Origin of the sequence: Poseidonibacter lekithochrous (genome assembly GCF_013283835.1) — a bacterium.
In the GTDB taxonomy this organism is placed as follows: domain Bacteria; phylum Campylobacterota; class Campylobacteria; order Campylobacterales; family Arcobacteraceae; genus Poseidonibacter; species Poseidonibacter lekithochrous.
This window is the reverse complement of record NZ_CP054052.1, coordinates 2,946,074-2,963,793: the sequence shown is the minus strand read 5'-3', so window position 1 is coordinate 2,963,793 and position 17,720 is coordinate 2,946,074. Positions and strand designations below refer to the sequence as shown.

Below are 17,720 nucleotides of genomic sequence, written 5' to 3'. Positions count from 1 at the left end.
TAGGGTAGCTAATAAATGGATCAACTTTTAAAATTTATAAATAATTTAAACGCTGCTCAAAGAGCCGTTATTATTGGAGGTTTCTCTCTTTTATTTATTCTTTTAATAGGACTACTTGTTTACTCAAATATTAAAGCTGAAGATAAAAAGTTAAATTATACAATTGCTTCAAATTTAACAAAATCACAAGTAATGCTTGCAAGTGATGAATTAGAAGCTTCAGGAATTGCATTTTCCGTAATTGGAACAGGTAATAATCTTACCTTAAAAACTTCAAAACAATTTATTAATATTGCAAAAATTAAATTAGTAACTAGTGAAGCATCTACAAGTAAACATGTTGGATGGGAGATTTTTGAAAAATCTTCATTAGGTACTACAAATTTTGAAAATAAAGTAAAATACCTAAGAGCTCTAGAAGGAGAACTATCTCGTTCTTTAGAATCATTAACAGGTGTTTTAAGAGCAAGTGTTAAAATTGCAATTCCTAAAGATTCTATCTTTACTGAAAGAAAAACTATGCCAACAGCTTCTGCTGTTTTATCTTTAAAACCTGGTATATTTTTGACTCAAAAACAAGTTGATGGTATTAAAAATTTTATTGCCTCTGCAGTTTCTGATTTAAAAGAAGATAATATCCAGTTAATTGATCAAGATGGTAGTTTGTTAGAGCAATCAAAAGATGATATGGCAAATGAAAAATCATATTCTCAAAATAAATATAAACAAAAGCTTGAAGATGATTACGAAAAAAAGATCATTGAAGTTTTAGAGCCTTTTGTAGGTCCTGGTAGAGTAGTTGCAAGAGTTACTGTTGGTTTAGATTTCATTATGCAAGATATTGAAGAAGAAATTTATGATCCAGAAGGAACAATAAGAGCACAGCAAGTTATTGAAAATGTTTCTTCTTCTCAAGGAACTGGTTCAAGTGCTGGGGGAGTTGCTGGAGTTGACAATAATATTCAAACTCCAAGTGGTGCTGGCGGAAATTCTAATTCATCATCTAATAGTGAAGGTACAAATACTGTTACTAATTATGAAATTTCTAAAAAAATCATTAAACAAAAAGATAATAATTACTCTAGAATCAAAAGAATTACAGCTGGAGTTTCTTTTGATTCTTCAATATTAAAAGATATTGAAAATAAAGAAGACTTTTTAAAATCAATTCAATCTATAGTTCAAGATACGATTGGTTATGATCCAAAACGTGGAGATAATGTTACTGTTAAAGACTTTAAATTTTTAGGTATGCAACCTTTGGGGACTATGACTGCTAAAGTTGATGCTGATGGGAATCCACTTGTTAGTGAATCTAGTGGTTCAATGGATACCTTTGCTATGATTAAATCTTTATTAAAAGAGTTTGGTGAATATATTCAATATTTAATTGCTGCGATATTATTATTTGTTTTCTATAAGAAATTTATTGTAAATCATGAAGTTGTAATATTAGGTGATAAAAAAGCAAATGCTGAAGATGGGGATTTGGAATCTGCTGATGGCATGTTAAATAGTTATGAAGATGAATTTGATCATGATTCCGCACAAGGTAGATTAAAAACAAAAGTAAAAAGTCAAATTCTTAATAATATTGAAGGTCTTGATGAAGAATCAGCTGCTAAGTATGAAGTATTAATTGAAGAGTTAGATAAAGAAATAAATAATAACCCTAATGAAGTAGCCAATATGATTGAATTGTTACTTTCTGAGGGTGATGAAAAATTTAAGTAGGTAAATAAATATGGCAGAAGATAATTTACATGATGTATTAAAGGGAATGTCAATGATGGACAAAGTCGCAAGATTTTTTGTTCTTATTGGAGAAGAATCTACTGTAAAGATTTTTCAGCATTTACCTAAAAATGTAGTTGAGGATATTTCCACAGCAATTACACAAATTGCATCTATTGATAAAGACACTTCATTAGCAATTTTAGAAGAGTTTCATCTATATACAAGATCTAAAACATTTATTAGTTCTGGTGGATATGATTTTGCTAGAGATATTTTATATAAATCTTTAGGAAAAGGAGAAGCAGACGAAGTACTTGCAAAATTATCAAGACTTAAATTAGCATCTCAATCTTTCTCTTACTTAGATGCAATTAATCCAAAACAATTATCAGACTTTATTAAGGATGAATCTCCTCATACTATTGCTGTAATTTTGTCACATATGGAAGCTCCTAAATCAGCAGAAGTTTTAATGCAACTAGATGAAGAGGTTAGAGTTAAAGTAACAATGCAAATGGCAACAATCAAGGATGTTTCTCCTGATGTTGTTAGAACTATTTCTGAGGTTTTAGAGAAAAAACTGGAATCTCTATTATCATCTATTGTTGATGTTGGCGGGGTAAAAGTTGTTGCAGATATGTTAAATAGATTAGGTCCTAAATCACAGGACATTCTTAAAAATATTAATGGTGTCGATACTTCACTTGCTACTAAGATTAAAGAGAATATGTTCGTATTCGAAGATTTATTAAATTTAGAAACTGAATATGTAATGAAAATCTTACAAAATGTTGATACTGGTGATGTCGCAGTTGCCATGAAAAATGCAACAGAAGAAGACATGGAAAAAGTTACAAGTGCTATGTCTCAAAGAGCTAGAGATAGATTTAAAGAAGAATTTGAAATGTTAAATAAAGTTAAAATTAAAGATATTGAATCGTCTCAAAGAAAAATGCTAGATGTTGCACAAAAGATGATTGAAGATGGTGTGATTGATAGAGAAATGGAAGAATAATGGCTACTAATAACGTACACTCAAATGCAAAAGTATTAAATAATAATGATTCAGTTCAAAAATATGAATTGGGAAATTTTATTAATAATCAAGCAGCTGCTGAAGTTGCTCCTACAACTCAGCCTGTTTTAGATACAAGAGAGATTAACGGTAATACTGATCCTTTATTGAGTGAAGTAAGAAATCTGAGCTCTCAGATTAGTCAAATATCAAGTAGAATTTCAAATATAGAAAATGGTGGAGTTCAAAGTAGAGATATTGATGCACAAGTTGTTCAAGCAATTAAAGACTTAAAGCATTATGCTGCATTCTTTGAACAAGCTACTTTTCAAATGGAATCAAAACTTTTAAAAACATCAGTTTCTATTGCTCAAAAAATAATTAGTATTGAAATTGGTGAAAACTCTTCAAAAATTGCTAAACAAACAATTACTCACTTATTAGATAAGATTAAAACTGCTTCACGAATACAAATTCACTTAAATCCTAAAGATTATGAAATCTTAAAAAATGATTTATCTTTAGAACCTTTTATTGAATTACGACAAGATGCGAATGTTTCAGCTGGTGGAGTAGTTATTGCAAGTGACCTTGGAAACTTTGATGGAAACATTGAATCTAAAGTTGCTTCTATGTTAGAAACACTAGATACTGTTATTTAGTTAATACCCCAAAACCTACTAGAATATTAAAACTTTATGATATAATATATCAAAATTGTATATATTAAAAAAAAGTTTAGACATGGAAATTAGCGAAAGAGATTATGACATACTAGTTGATGCAGAAATTACTGTAGATGTAATGCTTGGTAATTCAGACATTACAATAGCAGAATTTCTTAAATTAAGTGATGGAGATATAATCTCATTAAATAAAATTGCTGGTTCTGGTGGTGATATTTATGTGAATTCAAGAATTGTAGGTACTGGTGATATTATTGTAATCGACGATAAATTAGCAGTAAGAGTACAAGATGCAATGGATTCAGATAATGTTGTAAGATACTTCTTTGAAGAAAACTTAAGATAGGAGTTTAAAATGGCAAGTGATGGTGTAACAGTAAATACAAATACAGGTGTTGATGGTAATTCATATACTAGTTCTATTGCTAATGATGAATTAACTAATAATGACTTCTTAAAATTAATGATTCAAGAACTTAAACTTCAAGATCCTACAAAACCTATGGATTCTAAACAAATGCTTCAAACACAAATGCAGATGTCAACAATCAATACTAATCAAGAATTAGCAGCTTCTATGAAGACATTGCAAACTTCTTTTACTCAATCTGCTTTATCAAATGCGGCAAGTGTAATTGGTCGTAATGTTGAAGATGGTAATATTGGTGAAAATGGTATTAATAAAGCTTATACAGTAAGATCTATTGAAAATGTTGCTGGAGATGTTCAAGTAAAAGCTCAGCAAATTTTATTTTTTGAAAATAGAGTTAAATTAACTGATGCTGATGATGATACAAAAAGTACATTAGTTAATTATAATGCTAGTGGTGAAATTATCGGTGCTGATGGTGAAAAAACTGGAAATAAAATTGCTTTACAAGAGCCAGGTGTTCCTTTAGTTAAAGATGGAAAACTTGTTATTCTTGATAGTAATAATAAAGAAATTTCAGACCATAAATATGATTTAGTTGGTGATAGTGTTCCTGTGTATTCAGATGAACTAACATCTATTCCTTTTTCTCAAGTAACAAAAATATTCTAAGGTCTTATTATGATTGGTGGATTATGGAATGGATTCTCGGGAATTAATACTTTTGAAAAAGCAATAAGTACTGAGTCTAATAACTCAACAAATACTAATACTCCTGGTTATAAAGCTAGTGATATTAGATTTGAAGATTTAATGTATAAAGGTGATGGTAGAGGTACAGGTACTCAAATTGAAACTGTATTTAAAAGATTTGAACAAGGTGACATAAAACCTACAGGTCATGCTTATGATGTTGGTATTGAAGGAAAAGGTTATTTTATGTTAACTGAACCTTCTTCAAATGAAAGATTTTATACTAGAGCTGGTAACTTTCAAATGGGTGCTGATGGATTACTTCAAACTCCAGATGGATTACATGTTCAAGGTTTGACTCCTCCTCCAGCAACAGTTATTTCAAGTGATCCAACAATTACTCAAATTAGTAGTATTCATACTACTTTTATTGCTAGTGAAAATATAGCAAATGAAAACTTCTTGCAAACTGTAAATTCTAGAGTTAGCGATTATACTAAATCTGCAAAAGATAGTGGTGTTAGTGGTGATGGATACAAATCTGCTTCATCTAAAATTAATGATATTGAAGCACTGGTTTCAGATTATAAAGATAAACTTAGTTTATATAAAACTACTTCAACTGAAACAGCTAGTGAATCAAAAAAACAAATTACAAGTTTAGATTTTTCTAGTTATATTTCTGAATTAGATAATAAAAATGATTTCATAAAAATAAATATTAATAATCAAGAAGTAAGACAACAATTTGATACTGATGTTGATACAACAATGCGATTATTTGCAGATAAGATATCTAAAATACAAGGAATGAAAGGTACTGTTGATACTACTGTTGGAAAAGTAACTGTAGAGTCATTAGTTCCTGCAAAAGAAATCTCTATATATGATGCTGCTGTTAATGATAAAGCTGCTGCAATTAATCAAGTACAGAATCAAAGTCTTGGTACAGGTTATGGAGTAGTTCTTAGTTCAAGACAAGCATTACAAGATGCAATTGAACTTGCTGATGCAAAATTCATCGATATAACAAGTACAATTTCTTTAGCTAATCAAGCTTCTTTACAAGTTAATAATATAAATATGAAATTAGCTGATTTAAATATCTCTGAATACACTTTTGGAGAGGTTTCAATCGAAGAAGGAATTTTATATTTAGCTGATGGTGATAACAAGTTTTTAGTTGGAAAATTACAAACAGCATTTTTTAGAAATGAACAAGGCTTAGATCCTCAAGGTAATAACTTGTTTAAAGATACTTTACCAGCAGGTGATCCTCAGTTTGCGGGTAATATTAATACTTTACATAGCAAATCTTTGGAAGTAAGTAATACTGATAATGGGGAAAGTTTAACTAACTTATTAGTTTATCAAAAAGCATTCGAAGCGAATTCAAAATCAATTACTACATCAGATGAATTATTAAAAATAGCTATTAATTTAAGAAAATAGCTATTTTTTGTTTAGATATTAGTACTTATTAATTAGTATTAATATGTGAACATATATGTTCACCATTTTTTATATAAAAGGATAAATCATGATTGGGGCACTATGGACAGGAATCTCAGGATTATCGTCACAACAACAAGCATTAGACAATGAGTCAAATAACATTGCCAATGTAAATACAATCGGATTTAAGTCATCTAGAATATCATTTGCAGATCAAATGTATCAAGATAGAATCGGTAAAGGTTCTAAAATTTTAGATGCTGAAAAACTTTATACTCAGGGTAACCTAAAACTTACAGGTGTATCTTATGATATGGCTTTAAGTGGTGAAGGTTTCTTCACTGTTGCAAATACAAGGGCAACAGGTACAACTGAGAACTTCTATACAAGAGCCGGAAACTTCAGAATGGGTGACAATGGTACTCTTCAAGATTCAGCTGGAAATGAAGTTCAAGGTTGGATGATGACAACTATTGATACAGCTAAAGATGTTGTTAGCACTAATCCCAACGTAGGTACTTTCACAAATGATTATAATAAGTTATTATCGTCAAGAATTATTAAACACAGTACATATGTAGAAACAATTACTGCTAAAGCTACTGATTATACTCAAACTGCAAAAAATGATTCAGAAACTGTATTTAATGGTGCTGGTATGAAGACAAAAGGTGCAAAAGTAACTGATATTGAAGAAGCTATTAAAGATTATGCAACTTGGTTACAGAGATTATCAGAAGAACCAGATGGTACTTCTGCAACATCAACAGCACAAATTACAAATATCAACTTTAAATCGGCTCCTACTGATACTAACCTTTCAAAAGAAGGTGATCAAATTTATGTAGTAATAAATGGTGTCAAAAGATCTCAAAATTATGTATCAACAACTGCTTCTGATCAATTAAAAACAGATTTATATGCTGATACAAATATTAGAGCTACTTATGGATTAGCCGACCCTACTGGGGTTTTAACATCTGCACAAGAAGAAGATTATAATAAACTTGCAAGTAGAATTGCGACTTATAAGGGACTAGCAAATGAAGTGTCTCAAAAAGAAGCAGGTTTAGTTGCATATGTAGCAGAAGAGAATAATGCTGTTGGTGGTATTAATGATGTATTAGAAAATACAGATACTTTAGCACAAAATACAGTTGACTTAGAGCAAATGTTAAAAGGTATTATTCAGATTAAATCATTAATTCCAGGGAAAGCATTTACTATTTCAGAAGTTGGAGAAATTTCAGGTGGTAGTTCATCTTCAATTCAAGGTAACTTTTTAACTCAAGTAGAAGCTCAATCAGGATCTGGTATTGGTGGATTAGAATCATCTAAAGAAGCATTAGCTAGATTAGTAACTGGTAAACAAAGAGATGTATATACTAAATCTGATTTAGGTTTAGCAGAAGATGGAAGTGTTCAACAGGATTTTACTTATGGACTTACAATTTATGATAAAGATTTAAAGCAAAATATTCCTATTCCAAATGATGGAGCAAATCCTCCTCAGCCTTTAAACATCTTCTTAGATAGTGCTACTAGTATTGATGATATTGTTGCTGCAATTAATAATACTTCTGGACGAACTTATAATTCTACAGGTGCTCAACATGCATCAGTACTAAATAATCTATCTGATTATGTAGTTGCAAAAAATGTTAATGGTAACTTAGTAATTGAAAACTTAGATAAAAACTATGAAGTTGATTTTACTGGTATTATGAAAAAAGCAAATGTTGAAACTACAATTGAAGCAGCTGCTCCTGCAGCTATTGGTACAGCATTTACTCCAATTGATAAAAATAACAACTTCTCTGGAAGAGCCGGTGCTGGCGCAGAGTTTATTGAAATTATTAATAAAGTAGATCAAACTGCAACTAAAGGTTCATTACAATTAAGACTTGATACTTTAGGAATTTCTGATTCTGCATTTGGTGAGTTTTCTGTAGATAGTACAGGTCTTATCATGATGAAACAAGATGGTGCAGATTTTGCTATTGGACAAGTTGCAATTGCACTATTTAATAATAATAGAGGTTTATCACCTTCAGGTGACAACTTATTAGCAAAAACAAATGAATCTGGGGAACCGATTTTTAACCTTAATAATGATAAAACTGCGAAAGTTGAAACTAAAACTTTAGAATTAAGTACAGCAGATTTATCTGAGAGTTTAGTTAATCTTATGGTATTCCAAAGAGCCTTTGAAGCAAATGCTAAATCTATTACAACTTCAGATCAGCTATTAAACACACTAATCAACTTAAAAAGATAAATAATAAATAAAGTAAGAATTCTCTTACTTTATTTACTAACACTAGGATAATTTTGGAAAATTTTTTATTAATCGGTATTATAGGTATATTATTACTTTATTTTTTCTCAAGTACTAACGTACATAAATCTTTATATAGAAAAGTAAATGAAGAAAAAAACTTATTAGAAGATGAAATAGCAAAACTACAAAAAATAATTGACAGGTATGATAGACAATCAAAAGTTAGTTCAAATACTTTAAAAAATAGTCATGATAATTTACAAGTTGCAAGGGATGATCTTCAAACTTTAAGATTAGAAAATATGGATTTAAAACATAGAGTTGAAGAGTTAGAAAGTAGAAATGAAGAGTTATATGCCCAAGTTAACACTATGGTTTAGGATGGATTTTGAAAAAGAATTTAGTATATAAAATATTATTAATAACATTTATAAGTAGTTCTTTATATGCTAAAAAAGAATTAATAGAATCGCAGCCAGAGATTATTTTTCAATATGATAAGTTAAAAAAATCCCAAGCTAATTTAGCATTGCAGGTTGAATTTAATAAAGCTGTTTTACTTTTAGAAAAAGAGAAATACAATGAATCTATTGAAATACTTAAGAAAACTGCTTTAGCTATAGAAGTGCCTTCATATTTAAATATTGGAATTGCTTATTATAAATTAAATTCAATTGATAATGCAATTGTTTATTTAAATAAAATATATCAAAATAAAAAAAATGCCACAAATAATACATACTCTTATATGGCAGCTTGTTATTACTTATACCAAATTTCAAAAGATAATAAATACTTAGATCGAATTATTAAAGTTTCTAAAAAATTTAAAAGTTTATCAGAACATTCAAAAAGAATGTTAGCCGATACTTATATAATTTTAAAAGAGTATAGACGAGCTTTAAAAGTTTTAAAATCTATGGATTACGCTTTGCCATTAAAAAAAGCTTTATTACATTTGAAATTGAGAAATTATGAAAAAGCAAATATTCTTTTATCTCAAGCACAAGAGAGTACTATTAATCCTAATACTCTAGATAAGATTGTTTGGTTTAGAGTTTTTACTGATTTAAAAGCTAATAATATTGATAGACTTAGAGACAATTTGGATTTGGTAAAGAAAAGAAAATCTCTTTTTAAAACAAATCAAGAATTACCTTTAGAAATATATTTTAATCAAAATAAATACACACCAAAACAATATTTAGATTTTGTATTAAAGTTTGATGCTAATCGTAAAGCAGATTTTATTTATTATTTTGCACCATTTATTTTCTCTGATTCTGAAGAAATAATTTATGATAGTTCAAAAGGTTTTATATTTAATTCTTCTAATAATTTAGAAAATTTAGAAGAAATGGTTGAGTACAATGCTAAGTTTTTAAAAATTGTTAAACTTGATCCTATTATTAGAGTGGTTGAATTAAAAAAACTAATTGTGAAAGATACAAAATCTTATATTTATTATAATTTAGCTCTATCTTATGCTCAAATTAGTGATTTTCATAATGCATTAAAATATTTTGAGAAGGCTTATAAGTTAAACCCTGGGAATAAATTATATGCTTCAATGACATTAATAACTGCAAATAGAGTAAAAGTGAAATTAAAAGATAAAGATTATATTGATGCAGTTGTGCGATCAAAAGATGGAATGTATAACTATTTTGGTAAAGAAATCTATAAATTATTTATTAATCAAGAGTATAAAACTGAAGTTAAAGCACTTGCTTATAAAAAAACAATTTTTTATAAAGCTCTTGATTATTTAAACTTAATGAATGAAGGCAAAGCTACAGTAAATCATGAACTTTTATCTAAATACTATAAGGATCCATTAACATATTTAATGAGATTGGTATATAGAAAAAAAGGTGAAAATATATATGCTTATTATGCAAGATTACAAGATACTATACCTTTATCATTAAATAACAATTTTTTAGAAGGTCCTTTAATAATTACACAATATTATGTTGATATTTTAAAAGCATTAGGATTATTTAAAAAAGCAGATTTAAATATTGCAGGTAAAATGTCACCTTCTTATCTTAGAACAAAAGCTTTAAAAGATTTACATTTTAATAAACCTGATGAGTCAATTAAAACTTTAGAATATTTACAAAATGAATTTGCATTAGAAGACAAATATTCTATGTATTTAATGGTTGCAGCCTTATTAGAAGCTGGAAGATACAACGATGCTTCTATTCAAATTTCTTTAATTAAAGCAATATTAAAAGATAAAGATGCAGACTTTTTAACTGCTATTCAACTTATTCAAGATCTAAAAATAACTAGTGCAAAGCAATTTATAAAAGAAGCATATAAAGATTCCTTAATTGACTTTAGATTAGTTGGTTTTGATGAATATTTAGAATCACTTTAATATTATAAAGGAAAATGAAAACCATTCTTAAATAATTTATTTTATTTGTGCTATAATATCTGAAAATAGTAACTATCAAAAGGAGGATATTATGGAGCTTGGAAGAATAGCGGAAATTGACAATGCAAAACTTAACAATGTCGAAAAAGTACAAAAAGTTAATGAAACCAGTGAAAATGATAGAGTTATCCAAGATGATGAATATAAAAAGGTACTTGGAAATAGAGAAATTATAGATAAAAATGAGGTTATCTTAGATAATGTCATGTTTGGATATAACAAAAGTTCTAAAGACTTTTTTGTAAAAGTTACAAAGGGTGAAGCTGAATATAAGTATCCTACTGAGGATATGATGAAAGTAAAAGCTTATCTTTTACAAGAATTAGAATCACAAAAATAAAAATTAAGGTTTATATAATTGGCATCTGACTTATCAAATATATTTAAAGAAGAACTTTCTAATACGTTAGAGCAGTTATTATCAAATAGTTCTCAAGTAGATACTGTAAATAGTTTATCTCTTGATAATTATGAATCATCTCAATTTATTGAAGGTGAAGTAAAATTTGAGTTTAAAGATATTTCTTCAACATGGTTTTTTTATATACCAACTATAAGTGCAACTAAATTTGAGTACTTAATGCTTGGTGGTATGGGTGATTTAAAAGAACATATTGATGATGAAATTACAGATGCAGTTAATGAAATAGTTTCTAATATTTGTGGAAGTTTTTGTACATCAGTTAATGCACAAGGTTTTGCTGATGTTAGCTCTATTAAATCAGAAGTAGTAGGTTCAAAAATTGTTGAGAGTGATATTTTATCTTCAAAAAATAACTCTTTTGAATTTATTGTATCTTTAGGGGATGAAAAGTTACCAGTTATTCTGTCTTTTGATGAAATAATTTTACCTTTCTTTTCAACAATAACAGGAGCACAAGATAGTACTCCTTCTGCACCAAGTGCTGCAGCTGCTGCACCAATGCCAGAAACACCAACATTAAACCCAACTTCAAGTATTCAAACACCAAAGAATCTTGAATTATTATACGATGTAAAATTGAAACTAAGTGTTAGACTTGGAACAAAAATTGTTTTATTAAAAGATATTTTAAAATGGGATGTTGGAGAAATAATTGAGTTAGAACAAATGGTTAACGAACCTTTAGAAGTTTTAATTAATGGTATTAAAATAGGCGAGGGTGAAGCCGTTATTGTTGAAGGCAAGTTTGGATTAAAAATCAAAAAAATTGGTAATGAAGATTTAAGATTAAGTCAAATAGGATTGTAATTTATGGATAAAAGTACCTTAGCAGGATTAGGTGGTGGATGGGGACTAGTTGCCCTAGCTATTATTCTTGGTGGAGTTGGATTTGGGCCTTATATAGATGTCCCTTCTGTTGTAATTGTTATTGGTGGTACTATTGCTGTTACTGCTGGACAATTTGAAGCTTCAGATTTAAAAAGAGTATCTCCTGCACTAAAAGTTGCTTTCAATGAAGTAAAAGTTGAGCCTTTACCTGAATTAGTTGAAAAAATTATATTCTATGCCACTGAGATTAAAAAGCATGGTGTTATGCAGATTGAACAAAAGGTAATGGAAGAAGCTAATCCTTTCTTTAAAGAAGGGTTTCAATTATTAGTTGATGGAACAAAACCTGAAGTTTTAGAACCTTTACTTGAATATAAACTTGAACATATGGAAAAAAGACACAATACTATGATTGGTCTTTTTGGTAATATTGGTGGAACAGCAGGAGCTATGGGTATGATTGGTACACTAGTTGGTCTTGTTGCAATGCTTGCAAACCTTTCTGATCCAGCTGCAGTTGGTCCAGCAATGGCAGTTGCCTTACTTACTACAATGTATGGTGCTTTAGTTGGTACACTATTTGCTGGTATTATTGAGAGTAAACTTGCACAAAAGAATGCAAAAGAAGTTGTTGCTTGTGAAGTTATTATAAAAGGTGCTTCAATGATTGCAGCTGAAGAATCAATTGGTAATATAAAAATGCAGTTAAATGCTATTTTAACTGAAGTTGAAGATTAGAAGTAAATTATGGCTAAAGATAAGTGTCCTGAATGTGAAAAATGTTTACCAGGTTGGTTAGTTCAATTTGGTGACTTAATGTCATTGCTTTTAACATTCTTCATTCTTTTATTATCTATGGCAGTTATGGATAAGAAAAAAGTTGAAGAGTATTTTGAAGTAATGAAAAAAGCTATGGGCTTTATTGACCAAAATACATCTGTAGAAACTCAGACAGAAAAGAATGATGTCTCTAAAAGTACATCTGAAGATGATGACAGTGATGGTTCTAGTGAAAATCCAGCTGAAGAAGCAGCTGAAGAAGTATCTGAAATTATTGAAGATATAAATTCTAATTCTAGTAGTGAACTTGAAGAAATACAAATTGAAAAAGGGAAAAATGAATTTACTTTAGATATTCCTTCTACAATTATGTTTGAAGAGGGAGAATATAATCTAAGTAACCCTGCAGCTAAAAGATTTATTACTAAAATTGCAAGAGTAATTAGAACTATGCCTCAAAGCTTTAATATTGAGATTATAGGACATACTGATACAAATAGGAATAAAAGTGCTTCAATTCCCAGAGATGCTTGGGATATATCGGCTTTAAGATCTATTGCAGTTGTAAAAGAATTAATTAAAAATAGAATAGATCCATCAATTTTAAAAGTATCAGCATATGCTTCATATCATCCAAAAAGTGAAGTTTCAGCAGATAATAGAAGAGTGGAAATGAGATTTTTTGCTCAAGAGAGTCAAAATGATATTTTAAGTGAAGAAAGTTTCTTCGATAGGTTGGAATAATGGAACTTAATAGTAATAACTTAGTAAATATGTCAGCAATAAATAATGCAAAAGATTTTGATAAAGTTAAAACTGACAATTTAGAAGAGAAACAACTTAAAGAAGTAAGTGATGAATTTGAAGCTTATTTTCTAAAAGAGATTATGGATATATCTTTAAAATCTACTAGTGTAGCTGGAAAAGGTGCTGGATCAGATATTATTAAAGGTATGTATACACAAGCTATTTCAGATAATTCTGCTGGTTCTATGGGAATTAGTAGTATGTTATATGAATTTTTATCGAGAAATAATAAATAATAGGGGTATTTATGATTGAAGAAATTATAGAAAAAATGTCTAAACTTGTAACAGATTTGCAAGAGTCAATAAAACATGATATTGAAGATATTAAAAATGCCAAACATGAAGGTTTATTAGATCGTAATGATGAAAAACATATTATGATAAATGAAATTGCTGATTTGAAATCTCAATTAAACCAAGCTCTTGTTGCAAAAATGCAAGAAGGTGTTGATGTTAATATTTATAGAGATAAAGTTAATTCTTTAGAAGATGATTTAAGAGAACTATATGAATTAAATAAAAGATTAGCTGGTATTGTACTTCCTGTAAAACAAATGTACAAAGATTTAGTTGACGATATTACTGCCGCTAATGGAGGGCAAATCTTTGATGTTAAGGCTTAGTGTTCTTATTGCCTTATTGACGATTAATTCTTATGCTTTAACTGTTGTTGTTGCAAAAGATGCATTTCAATTTGAAGAAAAAGTTTCAATAAAAAAATTACGTTTAGTTAATGTCTCAAGAATAAAAAAAGCTTGTGTTCCATTAACTTTACAAGATATACAAAATAATGAATACACTACTACTCACTATATTAATAGAAACTCAATAATTTGTAAAAAAGATGTTATCAAATATAGAAATGAAGCAGTAACTTTTAAGTTCGGTTCTTTAGAAATTGAAAAAAAAGGTAAGATCATTTTTGAAAATGATCAATTTATAAGAATTAAAAAAGCAGATGGAAAAATTGAAAAAATATACAAAGATGGAAGATTAAAATGAATATGCTTTCGTTCTTAGGGGAAACACCAACTGCCGCTTTACGTCTTGCACAAGAAGAGTGTGGAGAAGAAGCAATTGTTATTTCTACAAAAAAAGTATCAAATGCTAGTGACAACGGAAAAAATATGTATGAAGTTGTTGTTGCTCTAGAAGAGGAAGATAATAAAAAAAATTTAGCTTATACTAAACCTGCTGTAGTTAAATCTACTACAAGTACTTCTAATCCAAATCCTAAACCAATACAAACTCAAGTTTATGATTTTAGAGAAGAAATTCTAAAAATGCAGGATAAATTAGAACAAGTACAAAAATCAATATGGAATCCTAAAAGTCAATTATATGATTTAACTATTCCTCATGAATTTATTGATATATATAATCTTTTTGAGCAAAATGAATTTGATCAAGAAATGACATATACTATAATGAAAAAAACTATAAAACAGCTTCCTGTATCACTAAAATCAAATCCTAGAAAAGTTAATGATTTTTTCAAATTAGTTTTAAGAAGAATTATTCCTATTAAATATGAAATACCATTAAGAAAACATCAAAGAAAGATAATAATGATGGTTGGGCCAACTGGTGTTGGGAAAACTACAACAATTTCAAAATTAGCAGCTAGATATGCTTATAAATTAGGACAAAATTATAAAGTTGGTATTGTTACTTTAGATTCATTCAGAGTTGGAGCTATTGAGCAATTACAAGCGTATACTAATATAATGAGGTTACCTTTAGAAGTTGTAAAAAAACCTGAAGGCTTAGCTGAAGCACTTTTTAGATTAAAAGATTGTAATTACATATTTATAGATACTGCGGGATCTAGTCAATATGATATAGATAAAATTGAATTAATTAATGAGTATCAAAAGAAAGTAGAAGATTTACCAATTGAAAAAATTTTAGTTCTTCCTGCAAATGTAAAACAAAGTGATTTATTAGAGATATATGCAAATTATTCAAGATTAAATATTGATTATTTAACTTTTACAAAATTAGATGAAACAAAAAGTTTCGGAAACCTAATATCTTTTTCACATAAAACAAAAAAGTCAATTACTTATTTCTCAATTGGACAAAATGTTCCTGATGATTTAATTGTATCTGACACTTCTTTTTTAATTGATTGTTTTATGAATAACTCTTGTATTAGGAGATAGTTATTGTTTGATACTATTTCATCCCAAGCTAGTAAGCTTATAAAGCTTACTAATAGAGTACGTAATTCTAAACCCTCAAAAACAAAACTTGTTACAGTAACATCTGGAAAAGGTGGAGTTGGTAAATCAACTTTTACTGCTAATATTGCATTTTTATTATCTCAAAGAGGTTTAAAAGTTGCAGTAATTGATGCTGATATTGGCTTGGCTAATATGCAAGTATTATTTAATATGAAACCTAAATATACACTTTTTGACTATATTGATGGTATGAAAACATTAGAAGAGGTTACCTTGAAAACTTCTTATGATAACTTATATTTAATAGCAGGAAAAAGTGGTTACCAATATTCAAATCACTCTAACTCTTTTGTGTTTTCACGTATAGTTCAAGATGTTATTTCTTTGAATAAATTTGATATTATTTTAGTAGATACTGGGGCTGGATTAAACGATTATGTTAAAGAGTTTTTAACTATTTCAGATAATATTTTAGCTATTACAACTACTGATCCTAGCGCCTTAACAGATGTTTATTCTCTTATGAAAATGTTGTCCTTTGATAAAAGTAAGCTTATGTTATGTTTTAACCATACAAAAAATTATAAAATAGGTTTAACTATTGCAAATTCTTTAGTGAATTTAGCGAAAAAAAATAGACTAAACAATGATTTTATGGTAGAATATATAGGTAATGTCTCTACATCTGCTAATATTTCTACCACTGGTAGATTAAGAAAGTTGTTTACTAATGAGTTTATTCAAGATGATTCAACTAAACAATTGCAGGTAATTATAGACTATTTATTAAAAAATATTCACTAAGGTTTGATTACGTGCAAGCATTTAATTTCTCTAATGCTTTTATTATTGTTAGGATACAAAAAACATCATGGTAGTAGAGAGATTCTCCCAAGATGTGATTAATAGTGGAATCTTTAGGCTATATATAGCTACAGGATTTTTCGCTACTTTAATCTTTTTTGTAGTTAATGCTGACTTTTTCACGCCCTTAGAAATGCTTTTTGGAATTATGGGAGTTACAGTAATATTGAAAGGTCTTAGTAATATGATGCTTTCAATGATAATCTCATTTTTTAGTCTAGATAATAAGAAACAAGAATTAGACTTCAAATATAATGAAGAAAAAATTGAAGCAATGCTTAGTGAACTTAATGTTCAAGATATAGTAGCTGCTGAAGAAAAAAATAAAAATGCTAGTTAAGGAATAATTTATGAATATATCTTCAATATCGAATACAATTAGTCCATTAAGTTTAAGTTTAAATGAAAACAATCAAACTAAAACTAATAACAGTGGTGCTGGTTCTTTTGAAGGCATGTTAAAAGATGCTGTTTCAGATGTTAATAAACAACAAGTTGAAGGTTATAATGCAATGGAAGGTATAGCAACAGGTAAGGTTACAAACTTACAACAAGCAGTACAACAAATTGAAGAAGCTGAACTTACTATGAAGCTAGCATTAGAAGTTAAGAATAAAGCAATTAATGCTTATAAAGAAATCGGTAGAATGCAAATTTAAGAAGGATAGGTTATGGGATTTTTTGACGGATATAATGTATCAACTTCTGGTATGAGTGCACAAAGAACACGAATTAATGTTACTAGTGCAAATATTGCAAATGCAAAAACTACAAGTACTATTGATGGTGGTCCATACAAAAAACAACAAGTTGTTTTTGAAGAAGTATTGATGGCTGAAAATAATGGTAGAAATAAAACAAGTTCTATTACAAATGGAATGATTAAAGATCAAAGCTCTGATATGGCAAATAGAGGGGTTGGTGTAAAATCAATCATTGAATCTGATGCTAAACCAGTTCTTAGATTTGAACCTAGCCATCCTGATGCTAATGAAGAGGGATATGTTGCATATCCAGATATTAATCCAGTAATTGAAATGGTTGATTTAATTGAGGCTATGAGATCTTATGAGGCAAATGTTGCTTCATTTAATACTCATAAAAATATTGATACAAAAACATTAGATATTCTGAAAGCATAGT

The 17,720-nt window shown here is 28.6% G+C and carries 21 protein-coding genes; all 21 read left to right on the top strand.

Annotation, left to right across the window (positions count from 1 at the left end):
- The first annotated feature begins 15 nt into the window (after window positions 1–15).
- Window positions 16–1,734, top strand: a complete 1,719-nt coding sequence (gene fliF, locus ALEK_RS14290; protein WP_071626907.1) for a flagellar basal-body MS-ring/collar protein FliF — start codon at window positions 16–18, stop codon at window positions 1,732–1,734.
- A gap of 10 nt (window positions 1,735–1,744) precedes the next feature.
- Window positions 1,745–2,752, top strand: a complete 1,008-nt coding sequence (gene fliG, locus ALEK_RS14285; RefSeq protein ID WP_071626908.1) for a flagellar motor switch protein FliG — start codon at window positions 1,745–1,747, stop codon at window positions 2,750–2,752.
- Complete coding sequence (locus tag ALEK_RS14280) at window positions 2,752–3,414, top strand: FliH/SctL family protein (protein ID WP_071626909.1); 663 nt, start codon at window positions 2,752–2,754, stop codon at window positions 3,412–3,414. The genes fliG and ALEK_RS14280 overlap by 1 nt, the downstream gene beginning before the upstream one ends.
- 82 nt (window positions 3,415–3,496) lie before the next feature.
- Entirely contained in the window at window positions 3,497–3,784 is a 288-nt protein-coding gene (locus ALEK_RS14275) for a FliM/FliN family flagellar motor switch protein (protein ID WP_071626910.1), read from the top strand.
- A 9-nt stretch (window positions 3,785–3,793) separates the two neighbouring features.
- A complete protein-coding gene (locus ALEK_RS14270; protein WP_071626911.1) occupies window positions 3,794–4,480 on the top strand; it encodes a flagellar hook assembly protein FlgD in 687 nt (228 codons plus the stop codon).
- 9 nt (window positions 4,481–4,489) lie between these two features.
- A complete protein-coding gene (locus ALEK_RS14265) occupies window positions 4,490–5,953 on the top strand; it encodes a flagellar hook-basal body complex protein (protein ID WP_071626912.1) in 1,464 nt (487 codons plus the stop codon).
- Window positions 5,954–6,041: 88 nt separating this feature from the next.
- Window positions 6,042–8,234 (top strand): flagellar hook-basal body complex protein, encoded by a 2,193-nt coding sequence (locus tag ALEK_RS14260; RefSeq protein WP_071626913.1) that lies wholly within the window; start codon window positions 6,042–6,044, stop codon window positions 8,232–8,234.
- A gap of 53 nt (window positions 8,235–8,287) precedes the next feature.
- Window positions 8,288–8,617 carry a coiled-coil domain-containing protein gene (locus ALEK_RS14255; RefSeq protein ID WP_071626914.1) on the top strand — a complete coding sequence of 110 codons (330 nt, stop codon included), beginning with the start codon at window positions 8,288–8,290 and terminating at the stop codon, window positions 8,615–8,617.
- 8 nt (window positions 8,618–8,625) lie between these two features.
- Window positions 8,626–10,626, top strand: coding sequence for a tetratricopeptide repeat protein (locus ALEK_RS14250; RefSeq protein ID WP_071626915.1), 2,001 nt, complete (start codon window positions 8,626–8,628; stop codon window positions 10,624–10,626).
- Between the two features lie 91 nt (window positions 10,627–10,717).
- Window positions 10,718–11,026, top strand: a complete 309-nt coding sequence (locus ALEK_RS14245) for a flagellin (RefSeq protein WP_071626916.1) — start codon at window positions 10,718–10,720, stop codon at window positions 11,024–11,026.
- Between the two features lie 18 nt (window positions 11,027–11,044).
- The gene (locus ALEK_RS14240; protein WP_071626917.1) at window positions 11,045–11,917 is read left to right on the top strand and encodes a FliM/FliN family flagellar motor switch protein; all 873 of its coding nucleotides are present in this window, start codon (window positions 11,045–11,047) and stop codon (window positions 11,915–11,917) included.
- Between the two features lie 3 nt (window positions 11,918–11,920).
- Window positions 11,921–12,676, top strand: coding sequence for a motility protein A (locus ALEK_RS14235; protein WP_071626918.1), 756 nt, complete (start codon window positions 11,921–11,923; stop codon window positions 12,674–12,676).
- 9 nt (window positions 12,677–12,685) lie between these two features.
- A complete protein-coding gene (locus ALEK_RS14230) occupies window positions 12,686–13,462 on the top strand; it encodes an OmpA/MotB family protein (protein WP_071626919.1) in 777 nt (258 codons plus the stop codon).
- A complete protein-coding gene (locus ALEK_RS14225; RefSeq protein ID WP_071626920.1) occupies window positions 13,462–13,761 on the top strand; it encodes a rod-binding protein in 300 nt (99 codons plus the stop codon). Before ALEK_RS14230 ends, ALEK_RS14225 begins: the two co-directional genes overlap by 1 nt.
- Before the next feature lie 11 nt (window positions 13,762–13,772).
- Complete coding sequence (locus ALEK_RS14220) at window positions 13,773–14,150, top strand: hypothetical protein (RefSeq protein ID WP_071626921.1); 378 nt, start codon at window positions 13,773–13,775, stop codon at window positions 14,148–14,150.
- On the top strand, window positions 14,137–14,529 hold the full coding sequence (locus tag ALEK_RS14215; RefSeq protein ID WP_173424155.1) for a hypothetical protein: 393 nt from the start codon (window positions 14,137–14,139) through the stop codon (window positions 14,527–14,529). Before ALEK_RS14220 ends, ALEK_RS14215 begins: the two co-directional genes overlap by 14 nt.
- Complete coding sequence (flhF, locus tag ALEK_RS14210) at window positions 14,526–15,692, top strand: flagellar biosynthesis GTPase FlhF (RefSeq protein WP_071626923.1); 1,167 nt, start codon at window positions 14,526–14,528, stop codon at window positions 15,690–15,692. The genes ALEK_RS14215 and flhF overlap by 4 nt, the downstream gene beginning before the upstream one ends.
- Before the next feature lie 3 nt (window positions 15,693–15,695).
- Window positions 15,696–16,517 carry a P-loop NTPase gene (locus ALEK_RS14205; protein WP_071626924.1) on the top strand — a complete coding sequence of 274 codons (822 nt, stop codon included), beginning with the start codon at window positions 15,696–15,698 and terminating at the stop codon, window positions 16,515–16,517.
- A 67-nt stretch (window positions 16,518–16,584) separates the two neighbouring features.
- Complete coding sequence (locus ALEK_RS14200) at window positions 16,585–16,917, top strand: hypothetical protein (protein ID WP_071626925.1); 333 nt, start codon at window positions 16,585–16,587, stop codon at window positions 16,915–16,917.
- Between the two features lie 10 nt (window positions 16,918–16,927).
- The gene (gene fliE / locus ALEK_RS14195) at window positions 16,928–17,236 is read left to right on the top strand and encodes a flagellar hook-basal body complex protein FliE (RefSeq protein WP_071626926.1); all 309 of its coding nucleotides are present in this window, start codon (window positions 16,928–16,930) and stop codon (window positions 17,234–17,236) included.
- A 12-nt stretch (window positions 17,237–17,248) separates the two neighbouring features.
- Entirely contained in the window at window positions 17,249–17,719 is a 471-nt protein-coding gene (gene flgC / locus ALEK_RS14190; RefSeq protein WP_071626927.1) for a flagellar basal body rod protein FlgC, read from the top strand.
- Window position 17,720 lies beyond the last annotated feature (1 nt).

Bases quoted from the DNA above. Each gene is read 5' to 3' on its own strand.
- fliF (WP_071626907.1), top strand. From the start codon at position 16: ATGGATCAACTTTTAAAATTTATAAATAATTTAAACGCTGCTCAAAGA.
- fliG (WP_071626908.1), top strand. From the start codon at position 1,745: ATGGCAGAAGATAATTTACATGATGTATTAAAGGGAATGTCAATGATG.
- ALEK_RS14280 (WP_071626909.1), top strand. From the start codon at position 2,752: ATGGCTACTAATAACGTACACTCAAATGCAAAAGTATTAAATAATAAT.
- ALEK_RS14275 (WP_071626910.1), top strand. From the start codon at position 3,497: ATGGAAATTAGCGAAAGAGATTATGACATACTAGTTGATGCAGAAATT.
- ALEK_RS14270 (WP_071626911.1), top strand. From the start codon at position 3,794: ATGGCAAGTGATGGTGTAACAGTAAATACAAATACAGGTGTTGATGGT.
- ALEK_RS14265 (WP_071626912.1), top strand. From the start codon at position 4,490: ATGATTGGTGGATTATGGAATGGATTCTCGGGAATTAATACTTTTGAA.
- ALEK_RS14260 (WP_071626913.1), top strand. From the start codon at position 6,042: ATGATTGGGGCACTATGGACAGGAATCTCAGGATTATCGTCACAACAA.
- ALEK_RS14245 (WP_071626916.1), top strand. From the start codon at position 10,718: ATGGAGCTTGGAAGAATAGCGGAAATTGACAATGCAAAACTTAACAAT.
- ALEK_RS14235 (WP_071626918.1), top strand. From the start codon at position 11,921: ATGGATAAAAGTACCTTAGCAGGATTAGGTGGTGGATGGGGACTAGTT.
- ALEK_RS14230 (WP_071626919.1), top strand. From the start codon at position 12,686: ATGGCTAAAGATAAGTGTCCTGAATGTGAAAAATGTTTACCAGGTTGG.
- ALEK_RS14225 (WP_071626920.1), top strand. From the start codon at position 13,462: ATGGAACTTAATAGTAATAACTTAGTAAATATGTCAGCAATAAATAAT.
- ALEK_RS14220 (WP_071626921.1), top strand. From the start codon at position 13,773: ATGATTGAAGAAATTATAGAAAAAATGTCTAAACTTGTAACAGATTTG.
- ALEK_RS14215 (WP_173424155.1), top strand. From the start codon at position 14,137: ATGTTAAGGCTTAGTGTTCTTATTGCCTTATTGACGATTAATTCTTAT.
- flhF (WP_071626923.1), top strand. From the start codon at position 14,526: ATGAATATGCTTTCGTTCTTAGGGGAAACACCAACTGCCGCTTTACGT.
- ALEK_RS14200 (WP_071626925.1), top strand. From the start codon at position 16,585: ATGGTAGTAGAGAGATTCTCCCAAGATGTGATTAATAGTGGAATCTTT.
- fliE (WP_071626926.1), top strand. From the start codon at position 16,928: ATGAATATATCTTCAATATCGAATACAATTAGTCCATTAAGTTTAAGT.
- flgC (WP_071626927.1), top strand. From the start codon at position 17,249: ATGGGATTTTTTGACGGATATAATGTATCAACTTCTGGTATGAGTGCA.